The sequence below is a fragment of the Aliivibrio sp. 1S128 genome (genome assembly GCF_001691065.1).
Classification (GTDB): Bacteria; Pseudomonadota; Gammaproteobacteria; order Enterobacterales; family Vibrionaceae; genus Aliivibrio.
The window spans coordinates 178,263-196,473 of the sequence record NZ_MAJV01000091.1; the positions used below are offsets into that span (position 1 = coordinate 178,263).

General features: G+C 39.8%; 18 protein-coding genes. 14 read left to right on the forward strand and 4 right to left on the reverse strand.

What is annotated here, in order from left to right; translation table 11 throughout:
- The first annotated feature begins 71 nt into the window (after positions 1–71).
- The 5 genes from accD (at position 72) to purF (ending at position 5,013) form a co-directional block, all read left to right on the forward strand.
- Entirely contained in the window at positions 72–956 is an 885-nt protein-coding gene (gene accD, locus A6E03_RS11030; RefSeq protein WP_065593661.1) for an acetyl-CoA carboxylase, carboxyltransferase subunit beta, read from the forward strand.
- A 101-nt stretch (positions 957–1,057) separates the two neighbouring features.
- Complete coding sequence (folC, locus tag A6E03_RS11035) at positions 1,058–2,341, forward strand: bifunctional tetrahydrofolate synthase/dihydrofolate synthase (RefSeq protein WP_065600860.1); 1,284 nt, start codon at positions 1,058–1,060, stop codon at positions 2,339–2,341.
- 9 nt (positions 2,342–2,350) lie between these two features.
- Complete coding sequence (locus A6E03_RS11040) at positions 2,351–2,911, forward strand: SPOR domain-containing protein (RefSeq protein WP_065593659.1); 561 nt, start codon at positions 2,351–2,353, stop codon at positions 2,909–2,911.
- A gap of 61 nt (positions 2,912–2,972) precedes the next feature.
- Positions 2,973–3,464, forward strand: coding sequence for a CvpA family protein (locus A6E03_RS11045; RefSeq protein ID WP_065593658.1), 492 nt, complete (start codon positions 2,973–2,975; stop codon positions 3,462–3,464).
- A 34-nt stretch (positions 3,465–3,498) separates the two neighbouring features.
- The gene (gene purF, locus A6E03_RS11050) at positions 3,499–5,013 is read left to right on the forward strand and encodes an amidophosphoribosyltransferase (RefSeq protein WP_065593657.1); all 1,515 of its coding nucleotides are present in this window, start codon (positions 3,499–3,501) and stop codon (positions 5,011–5,013) included.
- Between the two features lie 77 nt (positions 5,014–5,090).
- Here purF and A6E03_RS11055 read toward each other — a convergent pair whose 3' ends face one another.
- Positions 5,091–5,966 carry a LysR family transcriptional regulator gene (locus tag A6E03_RS11055; protein WP_065593656.1) on the reverse strand — a complete coding sequence of 292 codons (876 nt, stop codon included), beginning with the start codon at positions 5,964–5,966 and terminating at the stop codon, positions 5,091–5,093.
- A gap of 254 nt (positions 5,967–6,220) precedes the next feature.
- On the opposite strand from A6E03_RS11055, the gene A6E03_RS11060 reads away from it, so the two are divergent.
- The 6 genes from A6E03_RS11060 (at position 6,221) to recR (ending at position 11,813) form a co-directional block, all read left to right on the forward strand.
- The gene (locus A6E03_RS11060) at positions 6,221–7,321 is read left to right on the forward strand and encodes a response regulator (RefSeq protein WP_065593655.1); all 1,101 of its coding nucleotides are present in this window, start codon (positions 6,221–6,223) and stop codon (positions 7,319–7,321) included.
- Positions 7,322–7,382: 61 nt separating this feature from the next.
- Positions 7,383–7,748 carry a YbaN family protein gene (locus tag A6E03_RS11065; protein WP_065593654.1) on the forward strand — a complete coding sequence of 122 codons (366 nt, stop codon included), beginning with the start codon at positions 7,383–7,385 and terminating at the stop codon, positions 7,746–7,748.
- Between the two features lie 129 nt (positions 7,749–7,877).
- Entirely contained in the window at positions 7,878–8,423 is a 546-nt protein-coding gene (gene apt / locus A6E03_RS11070) for an adenine phosphoribosyltransferase (RefSeq protein ID WP_065593653.1), read from the forward strand.
- 103 nt (positions 8,424–8,526) lie between these two features.
- Positions 8,527–10,662, forward strand: a complete 2,136-nt coding sequence (dnaX, locus tag A6E03_RS11075; protein ID WP_065600861.1) for a DNA polymerase III subunit gamma/tau — start codon at positions 8,527–8,529, stop codon at positions 10,660–10,662.
- A 109-nt stretch (positions 10,663–10,771) separates the two neighbouring features.
- The gene (locus A6E03_RS11080; RefSeq protein WP_060991399.1) at positions 10,772–11,107 is read left to right on the forward strand and encodes a YbaB/EbfC family nucleoid-associated protein; all 336 of its coding nucleotides are present in this window, start codon (positions 10,772–10,774) and stop codon (positions 11,105–11,107) included.
- Between the two features lie 103 nt (positions 11,108–11,210).
- Positions 11,211–11,813: a recombination mediator RecR gene (gene recR / locus A6E03_RS11085; RefSeq protein WP_065593651.1), complete on the forward strand. Its 603-nt coding sequence runs from the start codon at positions 11,211–11,213 to the stop codon at positions 11,811–11,813.
- Here the strand turns inward: recR and rrtA are convergent.
- Positions 11,785–12,348 carry a rhombosortase gene (gene rrtA, locus A6E03_RS11090; RefSeq protein ID WP_065600862.1) on the reverse strand — a complete coding sequence of 188 codons (564 nt, stop codon included), beginning with the start codon at positions 12,346–12,348 and terminating at the stop codon, positions 11,785–11,787. The two genes, recR and rrtA, sit on opposite strands and share 29 nt — an antisense overlap.
- A gap of 14 nt (positions 12,349–12,362) precedes the next feature.
- Here rrtA and A6E03_RS11095 point away from each other — a divergent pair, with 14 nt between their 5' ends.
- Complete coding sequence (locus A6E03_RS11095) at positions 12,363–12,989, forward strand: tRNA-uridine aminocarboxypropyltransferase (protein WP_065600863.1); 627 nt, start codon at positions 12,363–12,365, stop codon at positions 12,987–12,989.
- Positions 12,990–13,012: 23 nt separating this feature from the next.
- Here the strand turns inward: A6E03_RS11095 and A6E03_RS11100 are convergent, their stop codons facing one another.
- A complete protein-coding gene (locus tag A6E03_RS11100; protein ID WP_065600864.1) occupies positions 13,013–14,359 on the reverse strand; it encodes an anti-phage deoxyguanosine triphosphatase in 1,347 nt (448 codons plus the stop codon).
- A 171-nt stretch (positions 14,360–14,530) separates the two neighbouring features.
- Here A6E03_RS11100 and A6E03_RS11105 point away from each other — a divergent pair, with 171 nt between their 5' ends.
- Positions 14,531–15,928, forward strand: coding sequence for a coniferyl aldehyde dehydrogenase (locus A6E03_RS11105; RefSeq protein WP_065600865.1), 1,398 nt, complete (start codon positions 14,531–14,533; stop codon positions 15,926–15,928).
- A gap of 103 nt (positions 15,929–16,031) precedes the next feature.
- Positions 16,032–16,916 carry a DMT family transporter gene (locus tag A6E03_RS11110; protein ID WP_065600866.1) on the forward strand — a complete coding sequence of 295 codons (885 nt, stop codon included), beginning with the start codon at positions 16,032–16,034 and terminating at the stop codon, positions 16,914–16,916.
- A 100-nt stretch (positions 16,917–17,016) separates the two neighbouring features.
- On the opposite strand, the gene A6E03_RS11115 is transcribed toward A6E03_RS11110, so the two are convergent.
- Positions 17,017–18,165, reverse strand: a complete 1,149-nt coding sequence (locus tag A6E03_RS11115; RefSeq protein WP_065600867.1) for an iron-containing alcohol dehydrogenase — start codon at positions 18,163–18,165, stop codon at positions 17,017–17,019.
- Between the last annotated feature and the right edge of the window lie 46 nt (positions 18,166–18,211).

Here is an 18,211-nt window from a genome sequence, read left to right on the forward strand (position 1 = left end):
TGGTTTAATCTATTTAATTGATTTTATTTCTCTTGCGATGGTGCGGGAGATCACTAATAGAAAGGTCGTCCATGAGTTGGCTTGAAAAGATTTTTAATACAAGCAATATTGTTAGTTCACGTAAAGCATCGATCCCTGAAGGGGTTTGGACGAAATGTACGTCATGTGAACAAGTACTTTATTCTGCAGAGCTAGAACGTAATCTAGAAGTGTGTCCAAAATGTGACCACCATATGCGAATGAAAGCACGCAAGCGTCTTGAAACATTTCTAGATGCAGAAGGCCGTGTGGAAATTGGTCAAGAACTAGAGCCAAAAGATCTTTTAAAATTTAAAGATTCAAAGCGTTATAAAGATCGTATTTCAGCAGCTCAGAAATCAAGTAATGAAACTGATGCACTTATCGTAATGAAAGGGACTTTGTTAGAGTTGCCTGTCGTTGCTTGTGCGTTTGAATTCTCATTCATGGGTGGTTCAATGGGTTCTGTTGTTGGTGCTCGCTTTGTGAAAGCGGTTGATGCAGCAATTGAAAACAACTGTCCTCTTGTGTGTTTCTCTGCAAGTGGTGGCGCACGTATGCAAGAGGCGCTTATGTCTCTAATGCAAATGGCAAAAACAAGTGCAGCACTAGCGCGTTTATCTCGTAAAGGCCTACCATTTTTCTCAGTATTAACTGACCCTACTATGGGCGGTGTATCTGCAAGTTTAGCAATGCTAGGTGATATTAATATTGGCGAACCAAAAGCATTGATCGGTTTTGCTGGTCGTCGTGTTATTGAACAAACAGTACGTGAAGACTTACCTGAAGGTTTCCAGCGTAGTGAGTTCTTACTTGAGCATGGTGCAATCGATATGATTGTTGACCGTCGTGAAATGCGTCAACGTATTGGTGGGTTAATGGCGAAAATGACTAACCAAGCATCTCCATTAGTTGTTCCCGTTGACGGTTCAAAGTAAAAATCAAATTAAATGCGAACAAGGTTGCGAGTTCTTACTTTAAAACAGCAACCTAAGTCATATATACTGTCACTATATTCCGTCAGTGAAGTAGTTGAATTATGACACCATTTGATTCTCCGAAAGCCACATCTGATTTATCGGTGTGGCTTCGTTATTTAGAAAGCATTCATACAAGTGCAATAGATTTAGGCCTTGAACGCGTTCAGCGTGTAGCACAACGAGCTAAATTAATTAAACCAGCACCAACCGTTATCACGGTTGCAGGGACTAACGGCAAGGGGTCTACTTGTGCGTTAATGGAATCCATTTTAATTAATGCTGGTTATCGTGTTGGCGTTTATAGCTCTCCTCATCTTATTCGTTACAACGAACGTATCCGTATCAATGGTAACGATTTATCTGATTCTCTTATCACTCAATCTTTTGCAGCAATTGAAGCGTGGCGCAAAGAAACGTCGTTAAGCCTTTTCGAATTTGGAACACTTTCTGCTTTATGGGCATTTAAAGCACATCAAGTTGATGTTGTACTCTTAGAAGTGGGTCTTGGTGGGCGTTTAGATGCGACAAATGTAGTCGATCATGATGTTTCTATCATTACGAGCCTCGCGGTTGACCATGTTGATTGGTTAGGTGACGATATCGAAGTGATTGGTTTTGAGAAAGCTGGGATTTATCGCTCTGAAAAACCAGCGATTTGTGGTCAACCGAATCCACCATCAAGTGTTGCTGCTCATGCTGACGATATTAAGGCTGATCTATACCAAGTTGGTTATCAATTTGATTATCAAGTAAATGCAGATAATCAAACATGGTCTTGGAAAAGCGGGGCTTTTGATTTAGATAATTTGCCACTACCAAATTTACCATTAGCAAATGCTGCAACGGCGATAATGGCGTTAGGTACATCAGGATTGGAGTTAACGGATGTTAATATTGTTGCTGGGTTAAAGTCAGCAAGTTTGCCTGGACGAATGCAGCGTTTAACACGTAATAGTGGAGAGAGTGACGCAACAATTATTCTTGATGTAGCGCATAATCCTCATTCAGCTAACTATCTTGTACAACAAGTAAGACAGCGTTTCCCAAATAAGAAAATTCATGCAGTAGTTGGTATGTTGCATGATAAAGATATTAAATCTACCTTAGCTGAGTTCACGGGATGTGTGGATGTTTGGTATCCTGCGTCACTTTCTGGCCCAAGAGCGGCAAACGCTTGTGAATTAACGGCAGTAATAGAGGCAGAAGCAATAGAGTATTCATCTCCTGTAGAGGCGTTTAAAGTCGCATTGATGCAGGCAAAGAATGACGATTTAATTTTAGTCTTCGGATCTTTTCATACGGTTGGTGAAGTATGGGATTATTGGAAACAAGAACAAGCATAAGGATCATAAGTGTCTAGTCCATTTCAACGACGTTTAGTCGGAACCATTATATTAGTCGCTATTGGGGTGATTGTATTACCCGATTTATTTGATGGTAAGAAAAAACATTATCAAGAAGAGTTTGCGAGCATTCCAATCAAACCTGAGTTATCGAAAGATGTTGAGCAATTTGAGATCCAAGAACCAATAGACTTTGATGCTGAGCTTCCAGAAGAGCCGGTAGAGGTGACTATTGAGTCATCAGAAACGGAACCAAAAAAAGAAATACTTTCGATTGTTGAGAAAAAACAGCCAGAGAAAGTAGAAAAAATAGATTACGCAAAGAGTGCTTGGATTATCCAACTTGGCGTATTTAGAAATGCAGATAACGCGATGAATTTAGCTCTTAAACTACGTAAGCAAGGCTTTCAAGCTCATACTTTTCCTAAAGAACCTAAAAAAGGGGATTTAGTTAGGGTGGCGGTAGGCCCAGATGTTTCTAAATCGGATCTTGAAAAACAGTTACCGAAATTAAAAGAAATAACTGGCTTAAATGGTCAATTGCTTAAATTTTCACCATTAAACCCATAAGAAAACGTTTGCGTCGCGGATTTTTCTGTTAAAATGCGCAGCAACAGAGAAAAGATAAATTATGATTTGGATCGATTTTGTCATTTTAGGTGTTATTAGCCTATCAGCTTTAATCAGTTTGGTTAGAGGTTTTGTTAAAGAAGCGTTGTCGTTAGTGATTTGGTTTGGCGCCTTTTTTGTTGCCAGTAACTTTTATCCTAAGTTGGCCGCTTATTTCACAAATATACATGATGAAATGATAAGAAATGGCAGTGCTATTGCTGCCTTGTTTGTAGCAACTCTTGTTGTTGGTGCGGTTGTGAACTATGTCGTTGCACAATTAGTACAGAAAACGGGGTTGTCAGGAACAGATAGGGTATTGGGTATTGTCTTTGGGGGATTGAGAGGCGTGCTAATTATCGCAGCAGTTCTTTTCTTTATTGATGCCTTTACCTCATTATCGGATTCTGAGTGGTGGAAGCAATCTCAATTAATACCGCAATTTTCGGTAGTGGTTGAATGGTTCTTTGATTACTTAAAGGATACATCAAGTTTTCTTCCTGGCGCTAACTAGCGCCAGTTTTTTAGCAAATTAAGGACTCTAGGACATGTGCGGTATTGTTGGAATCGTAGGCGTAACACCTGTAAACCAGTCGATCTATGACGCTTTGACTGTGTTACAACATCGTGGCCAAGACGCTGCTGGTATTATTACCGTAGAAAGCAATCGTTTCCGTCTAAGGAAGGCGAATGGCTTGGTTAAGGATGTATTTGAAACAAAACATATGCAACGCCTACAAGGTAATGTAGGTATTGGTCATGTTCGTTACCCAACTGCGGGTAGTTCAAGTGCTTCTGAAGCTCAACCTTTCTATGTGAATTCACCTTTCGGGATCACATTAGCGCACAATGGTAACCTAACCAATGCGAATGAAATCCGTGAGACCTTATTTAAACAAGAGCGTCGTCATGTTAATACAACTTCTGATTCTGAAGTCCTATTAAACATCTTTGCTCACCATCTTGATGCAACAACTCATTATCCTCTTACTGCTGACGATATTTTTAAAACGGTAGCTAACGTACATGAGCAAATCAGGGGTGCATACGCAGTTGCCGCTATGATCATTGGTCATGGTATGGTTGCTTTTCGTGATCCAAACGGTATTCGTCCTTTATGCCTAGGTAAACGTGAAGTTGAAGGACATACTGAATACATGGTTGCTTCTGAATCCGTTGCTTTGGACGCGGTAGGATTTGATTTTGTGCGTGATGTCGCACCTGGTGAGGCAATTTACGCACCATTTGAAGGGGGTCTATACACACAACAGTGTGCACATGATCCAAAACTGAATCCATGTATTTTTGAATTTGTTTATTTTGCTCGTCCAGATTCATTTATTGATAAGATCTCTGTTTACAGTGCTCGTGTTGAAATGGGTAAACGTTTAGGTGAAAAAATCAAACGTGAATGGGATCATCTGGACATTGATGTAGTATTGCCAATTCCTGAAACATCATGTGATATTGCACTTGAGATTGCTCAGATCATTAATAAACCGTATCGCCAAGGTTTCGTGAAAAACCGTTATGTTGGTCGTACCTTTATTATGCCAGGTCAACAAGAGCGTAAGAAATCAGTACGCCGAAAATTGAATGCAATTCGTTCTGAATTTAAAGATAAAAATGTTCTGTTAGTTGATGATTCAATTGTTCGAGGAACAACCTCAGAGCAGATCATTGAAATGGCTCGCGACTCAGGCGCAAAAAACGTTTACATGGTATCTGCTGCACCTGAAATTCGCTTCCCAAATGTATATGGCATTGATATGCCAAGCGCAAATGAGCTGATTGCTCATGGTCGTGAAGTTGACGAGATTTGTAAGGCTATCGGTGCAGATGCCCTGATTTTCCAAGACTTACCCGATTTAGTTGATGCGGTAGGATGTGGAAATCGTGAAATTGAACGTTTTGAAACATCAGTATTTAATGCTCATTATGTTACTGGTGATGTTGACCAAAATTACCTTGAATACCTAGAAGGGTTACGCGGTGATGACGCGAAACAAGAAAGCGAAGCTCAAGATGTTGCAAGCTTAGATATTTATAACGAAGGCGTGTAACTATCAGCGAATAATAATGAAAAAGCCTGTGAGAAATCACAGGCTTTTTTTGTTTTACTGTGTCATCAAAAAATGTATTAATCAGAAATGTAATTACTTACAAAATCAATAAAAAGGCGTACTTTCTCAGGCTGATGATTCTTATAGTTGTAAACCATATAAATGTCTCTAGGGTTTGCAGACCAGTTTTTAAGAACACGAACCAATGAACCATCTTCAATATATCGGCTAATCATAATATCCGGCATGAGAGTTATTCCCAAACCATCAGAGCAAGCCATTCGGATTACATTCAATTCACTGGCTTCAAATCGACCAGCATCTGTAATTGTAACCGATTCGCCTTCACTATTAGTTAAACGCCAGCGCATCAAAGGGTGTCCTTTTAATAAGCTGTGAGTGTGTAACTCTTGTGCGTGTGTTGGCTCTGAGTTTTTTTCTAGATAGCTAGGGCTGGCGACTAATATATCTTCTAAGGATCCAATCTGACGAGCAATAAGAGAGGAGTCTCGTTGCTTTCCAACTCTGAAAATAATATCCCAATCGGTAGGATCTAATTGTTCAGGTTGATTGCTCATCATTAAATTGATGCTAATATTAGGGTAGAGCAACATGAACTTATTCAAAATAGGCTGGATCATGCGTTTGGTTAGATTAGATGGTGCGGATATTTTTAACTTACCAGCAGCACCACGGCACTCTTCACCTAAACATTCGCTCGTATTTACTAAAGTAGCTAAAATAGGGGCGCATTCATCATAAAACTTTTGCCCAGCTTCAGTTAAGGATAACTTTCGAGCGTGGCGATTGAGTAAACGAATATCTAAGGAATCTTCTAAGGCTTGAATACGACGAGTAATTGTCGCAACAGGTATAAGTGTTTTTCTTGAGGCGGCAGTATAGCTGCCATTATCAACCACCTGTCGAAACAGATTTAAATCATCTAACTTCATTATATTAAGATACTCTCTGTTTTTTTCGAACGCCGAATTGTAACTAAAACCCTAAAGTAGGTGTTGTTATAAGTCAACTAAAGTGAAATTTTATAAATAAAAGTCCGGATTTTCCTCTAACGTAACAGTTATTAACAATCTTATCTAAAAATATTTGTACTCAGCGAAATATCGAACTAAATTAATTTAGTGAGATAATTAAAATATGAAAGGAAATTTCATTATTTGCTAAAAAACGTGCAGAAGGTGGTCGTATGTCGGTAGAGCAATGTCAAAAAAAAAGGGATGTAATTAAAGCGCCAGTGGAAGACCTATTATTTAATAAAGACATCCTAATTGTTGATGATGACCCCATTTTTCGCTCTATGATTAAAGCAGTTTTAGAGACTTACTCTTGTAACGTGAAAGAAGCGGGTAATGGTTTAGAGGGCTTACAAATACTGAAGCATTCATTGCCAGATGTGTTGCTGTGCGATCTGTCTATGCCAATATTGAATGGTATCGAGTTTGTTGAAGAGGCTGTGTTGGAATACCCAATGTTACCTATTATCGTCATATCGGGTAGTGGGGATATGCGAGATGTCGCTAAAGTTTTACGATTGGGAGCGAAAGATTTTCTAGTTAAGCCCATTAATGATATTTCCATTCTTATTAAATCATTAATATCCGCTCTTAAGTTGAGCGAAGAAAGCACCCTTAGAATGCAAGACTTTTCAAGTCAGTGGTTTAGAACGTCTGATTTAGATAAAAGTTGTAATGATGAATTACATTGGCATCTAGAGCACTTACAGAATGAACCAAATATTGGTAGGGAGTTATTGTTCGAACTTTTACCAGAAAGTGATGCTCAGCATGGTCATTGGAAATTGGGTTATCGACTTTTGCAATCAACAGATGGAATGCCTTTAGTTTTTGATTATGAATGGTTATTGGATGGTCGTTTATTTTTCTATCTTGTTGATTCTGATTCAGGTGGAGATAATGGAGTTATTTCTTGTTTATTAATTAGAGCATTTTTTAATGACTTTATTAGAGAACAAAATATCTCTTTAGATACTATTCCCAAGATGGTTACATCAATAGAAAAGGGGATGGAAACGATGGACCATTCTCAGCCGATGTCGGCGATTTTTGGTTATATTGATTTTTCAGAGCAAGCTCTATTTATACTCTCTGCTGGCCTTAATGCAGTATGGGAAAATAAAAATGAGCGTCATGTTCTTCATGCTGATGGTCAGTTAACAGTGAATGCAGCTAAAAACCAAGTACATCGCTTTCCTATCTCTGATCATAATAGTTTGTCACTAAATAACTTAGGCTGTAGCAGTTTTAAATTAGAACTGAATGCATTCTAGATTGATTCTTTGACTAAGAAAGGATCATAATAAAGCCCCTTATCTACATAGAGATGTTAATTTGCATTTTACTCGCAGAGTGCTTTGGTTTGTTCTTGGGGCCACTGCGCTTATTCTTGGTTTTGTTGGGATATTTTTGCCTTTACTACCAACAACACCTTTTTTACTGCTAGCGAGTGTGTGCTTTATGCGAGTCTCTCCGCGTATTCATACTTGGCTTATTACTCACCCTAAATTAGGCCCTTCAATTGTTGAATGGCAGGAACGTAAAACAATAAAAACATCGATAAAAAAGAAAGCGTATATCATGATAATTTTGAGTTTTGCATTCTCAATAATCCTTGCGCCTCTTTTATGGATAAAAGTAATGCTTTTTTTATTTTCTCTTGCACTTCTTTATTGGTTTTCTACTATTCCTACGTCGTAATTATTCCTTAGTTTTGGTTTGATCAACAGCTCATATCAGTTGGTATAGCTTGCTCATAGCCAAGAAAGTGAATAACATAAGTCGGCTAATTTATTTTAATGCCAAATTTAGGCAAAGTAGGTCATAACCATGTCGACAGAAACAGTAGAACTGATTAAAAACAGCATTAAATCAATCCCTGATTATCCAAAAGCAGGCATCGTTTTTCGTGATGTAACTAGCTTAATGGAAGACCCAAAAGCATACCAAGCGACTATTCAACTACTTGTTGAAAAATACAAACAAGGTGGATTCACTAAAATCGTTGGTACAGAAGCTCGTGGTTTCTTATTTGGTGCGCCGTTGGCATTAGAATTAGGTGTTGGTTTTATTCCAGTTCGCAAGCCTGGTAAATTACCTCGTCCAACGATAGCTCAAACGTATGACCTTGAATACGGTACAGATACGTTAGAAATTCATACTGATGCGATTGTTGCTGGCGATAAAGTTCTTGTTGTTGATGACCTGTTGGCGACTGGTGGCACTATAGAAGCGACAGTAAAACTTATCCGTCAACTTGGTGGTGAAGTAGAGCAAGCGGCTTTTGTTATCAACCTACCAGAAATTGGTGGTCAAACACGTTTAGAGGGCCTAGGGCTAAACGTATACAGCATCTGTGAGTTTGCTGGTCACTAATTCTTCATATACACAATAAATTGAGTGAGATCTCTCTATCAAGGGAGATCTCATTTTTTTGCTGTGCTACGATTTAGATCTATTTTATTTTGGGCTGTATTCTATGAGCTATCAAGTTCTGGCACGTAAGTGGCGTCCGCATCATTTTAAAGATGTTGTAGGGCAACCTCATGTGCTTACTGCGTTGGAAAACGCGCTTGACCATAATCGACTTCATCACGCTTATCTATTTAGTGGAACTCGTGGCGTAGGTAAAACTACCATCGCACGTTTGTTTGCTAAAGGCTTAAACTGCGAAGAAGGGATCACCTCAACACCTTGTGGTGTGTGTTCTACTTGTAAAGAAATTGACGAAGGGCGTTTTGTTGATTTACTTGAAATCGATGCTGCTTCTAGAACCAAAGTAGAAGATACTCGTGAGCTACTGGATAACGTTCAATATAAGCCTGCGCGTGGCCGCTTTAAGGTTTATCTGATCGATGAAGTTCATATGCTGTCGCGTCACAGTTTCAATGCATTATTAAAAACACTGGAAGAGCCGCCAGAATACGTCAAATTTTTATTAGCAACGACCGATCCACAGAAATTACCTGTGACGATTTTATCTCGTTGTTTACAGTTTCATCTAAAGCACATCAATGTTGACCAAATTCACGAACAGCTTGATTTTGTTTTAGACCAAGAAGAAGTGACTAAAGATGCGAGAGCATTAGGGCTTATCGCTCATGCTGCTGATGGCAGTATGCGTGATGCATTGAGTTTAACAGACCAAGCAATAGCACTTGGTAATGGCTCAGTGACGACAGATATCGTTTCTGCGATGTTGGGCACCTTAGATACTGATCAAGCCGTTCGGATCTTAGAAGCCATTAGCACGAAAAATATGCAGACATTAATGAGCTGTGTAAATGATCTTGCTGACATGGGTATTGCGTGGGATGGTTTAGCCAAAGAAATAGCGAATCAATTACATAAATTAGCGATGTATCAAGCATTGCCTGCAACGTTAGACAAATCTCAACCAGATGCTGAACGTATAGAGCTATTGAGTAGCCAATTATCGCCTCAAGAAGTTCAATTGTTTTATCAAATTGCATTACAAAGCCGTAAAGACTTGCCATTAGCGCCAAGTGAAAAAACGGGTGTTGAAATGATGCTATTAAGAATGGTCGCTTTTCGTCCTGTGCACGCTCAGGTATTAGAGACACAATCTATAGTTGTTCCTGCATTAGAACCACAAACGGCCGTACAGGCTGCGCCAGTGCAAGCTAGGCCATCACAAATGGCCCCAACGGTTCAAGCAACAGAAAGAACTCAAGAGCCAATGGCTCGTTCAAGCGTGACTCCGGCTCCACAGGCTCAGCAACAAAATTATGTTCCGGCACAAAATGTACCGCCAGTGCAACCAGAACAACCACCAAGATATGATGCACCACCAATGGGTGAGGCACAGCAATCTATGCAACAGCAACCGTATTCTGTGCCTCCACAGCCACAAGAGCCAGTAGCGGCACCAACAAATAGTTTGCTTGGCGTTCGTAATCAGTTACGTAGTGCCAAAAACAATTTAACAAATACAACGAATGGTACTAGCCCAAAAAAGGCTAGTGCGGCATCCGATAAGAAAAAAACGAGTTCAGTGCTTGAACGTATTGCTGAAAAGCAACATTTAGCTCCTCGTGCTCAGGTGTCGCAAATTGGAAACTCAGCAACACAAGAGAAAAAACCAGAAGAACCATATCGTTGGAAATCGACTCAACCAGAAGCCAAAAGAGTGGTTAGTGATATTACACCAACTAAGCTTAAGCAAGCGTTAGAGCATGAAAAATCACCAGAGATGATGCAACAATTAGTCAATGAATCATCGTTACAAGATCCGTGGTCAGGTTTAGTCATGTCTTTAACGTTACCAAAACTGGTTCAACAATTGTTACTGAATTCTGCTTTTGTCGAGCAGGATGACCAAGTATCATTGCATTTGAGAGCAGAGCAAGCTCACTTAGACAGAGATAAAGCCAACGAGCTTATCACTCAAGAATTAAGTAAAGCGCTAAATAAAAATGTAACAGTATCTATCGATATTAGTTCTGAAGGCGTAAGTCCTTTAGAGTTACGTGAGCAAATGTATCAAGCGAAGTTGCAGGCTGCATATCAGAGTTTGCAGCAAGATCCGCACGTAAATTTCTTTATGCAGAGATTTGGTGCAGAAATAGACCAAGAAAGTGTTAGACCAATATAAAACAATGGTTTGTTTATATCTCAAGTAAAATATTCAATGTGGGTTGAAATTGGTATTTTTTACCCCCATTTTCTTAATATTAAAGAAGTAAACTTAAGAGAGAATAATTATGTTCGGTGGAAAAGGCGGCATGGGCAACTTAATGAAGCAAGCCCAGCAAATGCAAGATCGCATGCAAAAAGTACAAGAAGAAATCGCAAATACGGAAGTTACAGGTGAATCAGGTGCTGGTCTTGTTAAAGTGACCATCACTGGCTCTCACAGTGTTCGCCGTGTTGAGATTGATCCAAGCTTAATGGAAGAAGACGAAAAAGAAATGCTAGAAGATTTGATCGCAGCTGCGTTCAATGATGCATCTCGTCGTATTGAAGAAACACAAAAAGAAAAAATGGCTGGTGTAACAGGCGGAATGCAAATGCCACCTGGCTTTAAAATGCCATTCTAATTTATCTTAAATGATAAAAATCAAGACAGATTATTCGTATTCATCTTGGTAAAATTAGGCGGCTAAGTGGCTGCCTTTTTCTTTTCTGGAATATAAAAAAACTATGCGTACAAGTGGTTTATTAGAACAATTAATGGAATCGTTACGATGCCTTCCTGGTGTTGGTCCAAAGTCAGCTCAACGCATGGCATTTCACCTTTTACAGCGTAACCGTCAGGGTGGAATGCGATTAGCTGATTCGCTTTCGCGCGCGATGTCTGAAATAGGCCATTGCTCTGAATGTCGAACATTTACAGAGGAAGAGACGTGTGCAATTTGTCTTAACCCTAAACGTCAAATGAACGGTGAATTGTGTATCGTTGAAAGCCCTGCAGACATCGTTGCGGTTGAAGCAACGGGACAATTTTCGGGACGTTATTTTGTATTAATGGGGCACTTATCTCCATTAGATGGCATTGGCCCAAGTGACATCGGATTGGACTTACTTGACTATCGTTTAGGGCGTGGGGACATTAAAGAAGTGATTCTTGCTACAAACCCAACCGTCGAAGGTGAAGCAACCGCACACTATATTGCTGAAATATGTCAAGAACATACCGTATCTGCAAGTCGAATTGCTCACGGTGTACCGATGGGAGGAGAGTTAGAGTTAGTCGATGGCACAACGCTATCTCACTCTATTTTGGGTCGCCAGAAACTTTACTAAGCGTTATTAAGCGTGTAGCTAATTGGAGTGTTCCACCACTGAATGCTCCAATAAGATGGGCCTCTGTTGCGACTTTTGCATTGATAAGAGAAATGGTTGAGGCACTCGCTCCAAAGTATTGTTCCCAGCAAATCTTAGCGGTCACACCAATTAATAATAACCAGCCGGTATTGCGTTTTTGCTTTATGTCTTCAATAGCAGCCCAAACAAATAAGCCATGTAACACACCGGATAATCCAACATAGGATTGTATTGGGGACAGGAATAAAAGTCCCCCAGTCATTAAGCTTATAAAAAACAATAGACCCCATAGTTTTTTGGGATTTAATATATCCTTAAAGATAAAACAAAATACGGTTAGAGCGGCAGCATTCATTACTAAGTGAGGGAGGTTAGTGTGGGTAAAATTACCTGTGATTAATCGCCAGATCTCGCCTTGTAAAATTAAGCGTCTATCCCAAACAAAAAAATCTGATACCGGAGTTAGTTGTGCGAGACCAAGCACGACTAAAATGGGAAAGAGTAATTTCAACAAAACAAAGGTTCCTTGTGATTCGATTTTGTCTTCAATGCCTAAAAACAAAAAAAGCCTGTATCTGTGAGTGGATAAAGCCAATCTCAACAGAGGTTGAACTCATCATACTACAGCATCCAACAGAAGCTAAGCGACCATTAGGAACGGCTAAAATTTTATCGTTAAGTTTAACGAATTGCCGTACTTTTATTGGTGAAAACTTTACCGAACATACGGAGCTAAACCAATTATTAACGGATAATAACTATCAACACCAAGTTCTATTCTTAGATGGAACTAGCCAGGCAATTTCATCGTCGTTAAATCATATTGAAAAAAAACAGCGTGTGATTTTATTAGATGGTACATGGAAAAAAGCGTATAAAATGTGGCAGCTTTCAACCAATCTACATACGCTGCCTAAAGTGCATCTTGATACCGAATTATCTGGTAACTATCGAGTTCGTAAAGCACCAAAAGACAATGCCTTATCAACAGCAGAAGCGGGTTATCATGTTTTAAGCCAATTAGATGCAGACGTAATTAACGTTATTGATACGGATAAGTTTGGTTCGATATTAACGGCATTTGATAACATGATTGAGTTTCATATTAGCCAAATGCCTGAAGGGGTATATCAAAAGAACTACCGTTCAGAGTAGTCCTTTCATTATTCGGTATTCGATCAAATAGGAACAAATAGTTGATTATATAAACGCTGAGCATAGCCATCGGTCATGCCTGCGATATAATCTGCAATCACTCGGTGGGCGTTTCCACCAGAAGCCATTATCTCTTGCCATTCACGTTTATCATTTTCTGGTAGCAAGCGTTCGGGATCTGAATTTAGGGCATCAAATATTTCCATTACAATTTGTTGTCCTTTGTATTCAATGCGCTGCATTTCAGAGTTATGAATGACGTATTTACCGACAAACTTTTTAAGTACCTCTAGAGCATACGTCATTGGCGGGCTTAAATAGGCATTCCAGCGGAGTAATTCCGATTCAAATGCTGGTTCTTCTTCAAAAGTCGTTTGTTTAATCGTTATTGAAGTAAGTAGAGCATTCACAATGCTACCAATACCATCTTTACGCTTGTATTGAAGGCCTGAAAATAACTTGTCACTGATGGTTTCGATGTTGGCTTCAAACCATTCGTCACCACATTCTGCAAGTTTACTTGCGACAGACTCTTGCCACTGATTTCTTGTGACAATTCCCATCACAATCGCATCTTCTAAATCATGAACGCCATAAGCTATATCGTCAGCCAGTTCCATAATAGAGCAATCAATAGATTTAAAGCGTGTTTTTCTATGACTCACGTCATCTTCTTTTTGGAATCGAAGTGTCGATAGTAGTGTTTTATCGTGATCGGATAATGGCGCTAAAATCCAATTAAGAATTTGCTCGTCATCACGATAGATCCCTTTAGGTGGGTGCCATTCAATCGATTTTAGATGACGCAGATTAGTGACATCTTCAGGACGGTGCTTAGAATGCACTTGGTCAAGAAATGCAGGGTATTTTAGTACACCCAATAAGGTTCTTCTTGCTAGGTTCATTCCAAAATGTTCAGTGTAAGGTTCTAACTTACTTAATATGCGTAAAGTCTGCCCGTTACCTTCAAAGCCACCATGGTTACGCATCATATAGTTAAGCGCAATTTCACCGCCATGACCAAAAGGAGGATGACCGATATCATGAGCTAAACAAATACTCTCCATTAAGCTTGTTGAGGTTAATAGATTGCGGAATTCTGGTTGTCTTAGTTTGAGTTGTGCTACTACTCCAGTACCAATTTGTGATACTTCTAAAGAGTGCGTTAAGCGAGTGCGGTAAAAGTCATTTACGCTGCCAGGTCCATGAACTTGAGTTTTTGCTTGCAGGCGACGAAAAGCAGCAGAGTGGAGAATACGAGCACGGTCTCGTTGAAAAACGCTGCGCTGATCATTACGACGTAACTTTTGTTCATTACTGATGCGATCTTCCCAATGTTGGGATAGAGTAATATCGATTGTTTTATTCATTATTATTGTTCTCGAAGTTATTGCTACACCTCTATCATTACAGGCTTGTCACAAAAAGATCAACGACTTATTTGAAAAATAGAGCCAGAACACATTGTGAAATTATCATTATTTAGTTCATTAAAATGGGTTGCTATAATGAAGTTCACTTTGTTATATGGAATATAGAGCATGAGCAGTGTCGTTAATTTATCGTATGAATTTGAACAGCTTCAACAGGCATATCAAGCGTCGCCATACCCTTCAAAAGAAGAGCGACTCTCTTTACTTAATGAACTGAAAGTGTCGTTATTATCAGAAAAGAAAAACACGGTTGAAGCCTTAGAAAAAGATTATGGCTATCGCAGTCAGTTTGACTCAACGATTTGTGATTTAATGCCATCAATACAACACATTAACTACACCATTAAACGCTTATCTAAATGGCTTAAACCTCAAAAACGTCATGCAGGCTTATTGCTCTCACCCTCTAAATTACATATTAAATATCAGCCTCTTGGGGTTGTTGGGGTCATTGTGCCGTGGAATTTCCCAATTTACTTGAGTGTCGCTCCGATAGTCACTGCCATTGCCGCGGGTAATCGTGTGATGGTAAAGCTAAGTGAATACACTCCAGAGACCAATCAAGTACTTCGCCGTGTATTTACCTCAATTTCTGAGCATATTTGTGTTGTAGAGGGTGAAGGTGAGGTGGCAGCTGCGTTTTCTCAGCTTCCTTTTAATCATCTTTTATTTACGGGATCTACTCAGGTTGGCAAATTAGTAGCCAGTGCAGCAGCTAAAAATCTTACCCCCGTAACGCTTGAGTTGGGAGGGAAGTCCCCAGTTATTGTTGCTGAAGATGCGGACCTAACCTCAGCGGTTGATGCCATTATGCTAGGGAAATCAATGAATGCAGGGCAAATATGTGTCGCGCCCGATTATGTGTTTGTTCCAAAGGATAAGGTTGATAAATTTATTTCACTTTATTCACGCCGTTTTTTACACGCTTTTCCCGAGAAAAAGGGACATCGAGAATACAGCCATATCATCAATCAAGCTCAATATGACCGTTTAGCTCGCTATCTAGAAGATGCAGAAGGTAAAGGGGCAAAAATTACGTCAATTGGTGAGCCAGAAAAAGTTCAAGGACGATCATTCTTACCGCATATTGTGACCAATGTGAGTGATGAGATGTTGATAATGCAAGAAGAAATTTTTGGTCCTATCTTGCCTATTATCGCTTACCAACATATTGAAGAAGCCATCAGTTATATTCAAAATCGTCCTCGTCCTTTAGCGCTTTATATTATGTCGTTAGATAAAGCGATGATTCAAAATATTTGCCAAAATACTCACAGTGGTGGAGTGGCTATCAATGATACGACCATGCATGTTGCTGCCGATGATGCGCCTTTTGGTGGTATTGGGGATTCCGGAATGGGGAGCTACCACGGTATTGAAGGCTTTAAAACCTTCTCTCATGCAAAAACAATCCTTACTACACCTAAGTGGTTGCCAAGGGCTAGATTGTTATTAAAACATAAGAAATTGATGCTGAAATTACTAAGTCGACAGTTTATGAAGTAATAGTTCTAATTTAGACGCTATTGGTACGGCTTAACAGTTGGCAAATGAGGGGAACAGTCGTATGATCTGTTTCCCTTTTTTAATGTGAATGATGACCCTTTTTATGTCTCAGCATCAACCAGTCCAAGGCGCTTCTTGGATGTTAACCGCAGGCCTTGCCTTTGCGATTGTTAACAGTATTGCTCAATACGTCAGTATGAATTTTGGCCTTCCTTCAACGATGGTGGCTTTAGTTCAATATGGGATTGCGTTGATCGTCATCTTGCCTTATTTACGCACATTAGGGCTGCGTAATTCACTTCGAACTCAACATTTTGGAATGCATGCGTTGCGTGTATTTTTGTCGGTAATTGGCATCCAACTTTGGCTATGGGCTCTCGCTTATCCTGTGCCAATCTGGCAGGGGATAGCATTGCTAATGACGTCTCCTTTATTTGCAACCATAGGGTCGGGTTTATTCTTAAAAGAGAAGGTGGGTGCCGCTCGTTGGTGTGCCACGTTAGCGGGGTTTGTGGGTGCAATGATCATTCTCGAACCATGGGCTGATACGTTTACATGGGCAACATTATTGCCAGTAGGAGCTGCTTTCTTTTGGGCGTGTTATTCGTTAATGGTTAAGAAAATGTCGGCAAATGACTCACCATCAACCATGGTGGTTTATCTTCTGGTTCTTATTACTCCTTTTAATATTTTACTCGCATTACCTGATTGGCATACACCAACAGGAATGAACGTATGGCTATTATTGTTTGGTGCTGGTGTAATGACCGCGTTAGCTCAATGGGCTATTGTAAAAGCATATGCAGTCGCTGATGCGTCATTTGTGCAACCGTTTGATCATGCTAAATTACCATTGAATGTATTAGCGGGTTGGATGGTATTTGGGTGGGCACCTCCGGGACGCTTATGGTTAGGTGCTGCAATTATTATTGCTTCTGTTGCTTTTATTACGCAGTGGGAACGCAAGAAAAAAACGATTATTAAATAGCGTGACTCTATATTAATAACGAGAAAAGCCGATTCAATTAACATTAATGTTAGATTGAATCGGCTTTTTTATTTAGTCGTATTCTTAAATTAGGTTAAGTTTACTTCACTGCATCTTCAAGAATTTGACGAGATACTTCAAGAGTGATCGCTTGGCTTTCACCTAGGGCAACCATTCCATGAGCTTCTAGTTGTTTGATGATCGCATCAATTGCCGATTCTTTATCGTCACCATGTTCAGTCAATTCTGTTGGTGAGTTTAGGCTATGGTAGAACGTTTCGATCTCAATGATAGTGCGCTCTGCTAAATCATCAGAAGCGTCTAAGCCAAATACGTTTTTACCCATTTGCTCTAGTTTCGCACGTTTTGCTTCGATTTGATTACGAAGTAAAGACGGTTGAATGATAGACAAAGAACGAGCATGGTCTACATGGTAAAGAGCGGTAAGCTCATGACCAATCATATGAGTCGCCCAATCATGAGGAACACCAGTACCAATTAAGCCGTTTAGTGCTTGGTTCGCTGTCCACATTAGATTTGAACGCCATTCATTGTTGTCACGGTTTTCGTATTGCTCACCAAGAACTAATAGATTACGAAGTAGAGTTTCAGCGTAGCCATCTTGAACCATTGCACCAACAGGCATAGTTAGGTACTGCTCACAGGTATGAACCCAAGCATCAACTAAACCATTTGTTAGTTGGCGCTCTGGTAGTGTTTTCATTGAATCAGGATCAAGCACTGCGAATTTTGGTTGTACTGCTGCCGCCATGAAAGGCAGTTTCGTTTGTGTTGATTTTTGAGTAATAACCGCGCCTGAGTTCGATTCAGATCCTGTCGCAGGTAGCGTTAAAATAGCACCTAAAGCAACCGCTTCTGTCACCGTGTGCTTACCAATTAAGATATCCCAACCGTTACCATCGTATTTTGTTGCAGCAGCAACGTATTTTGAACCATCAATAACTGAACCGCCACCTACTGCAAGAATATAATCAACGTTCTCAGCTTTAGCGATAGCTACGGCTTTATCTAAGGTTTCAACTGTTGGGTTTGGCTCAACACCTGAAAACTCAATCCAAGAATGGTTAGCCAATGCTGTAACCACTTGGTCATAAACACCGTTGTTCTTGATAGAACCACCGCCATAAATGACTAATACTTTTTGATCTTGTGGAATAGATGTAGCGATTGCTGCGATTTGACCTTGGCCAAAATGAATTTGTGTCGGGTTAACATAAGAGAATTTCATTGCTGTACCTCATTGGTTCCAAAAGGTGAATATTCTGTTTGCGACA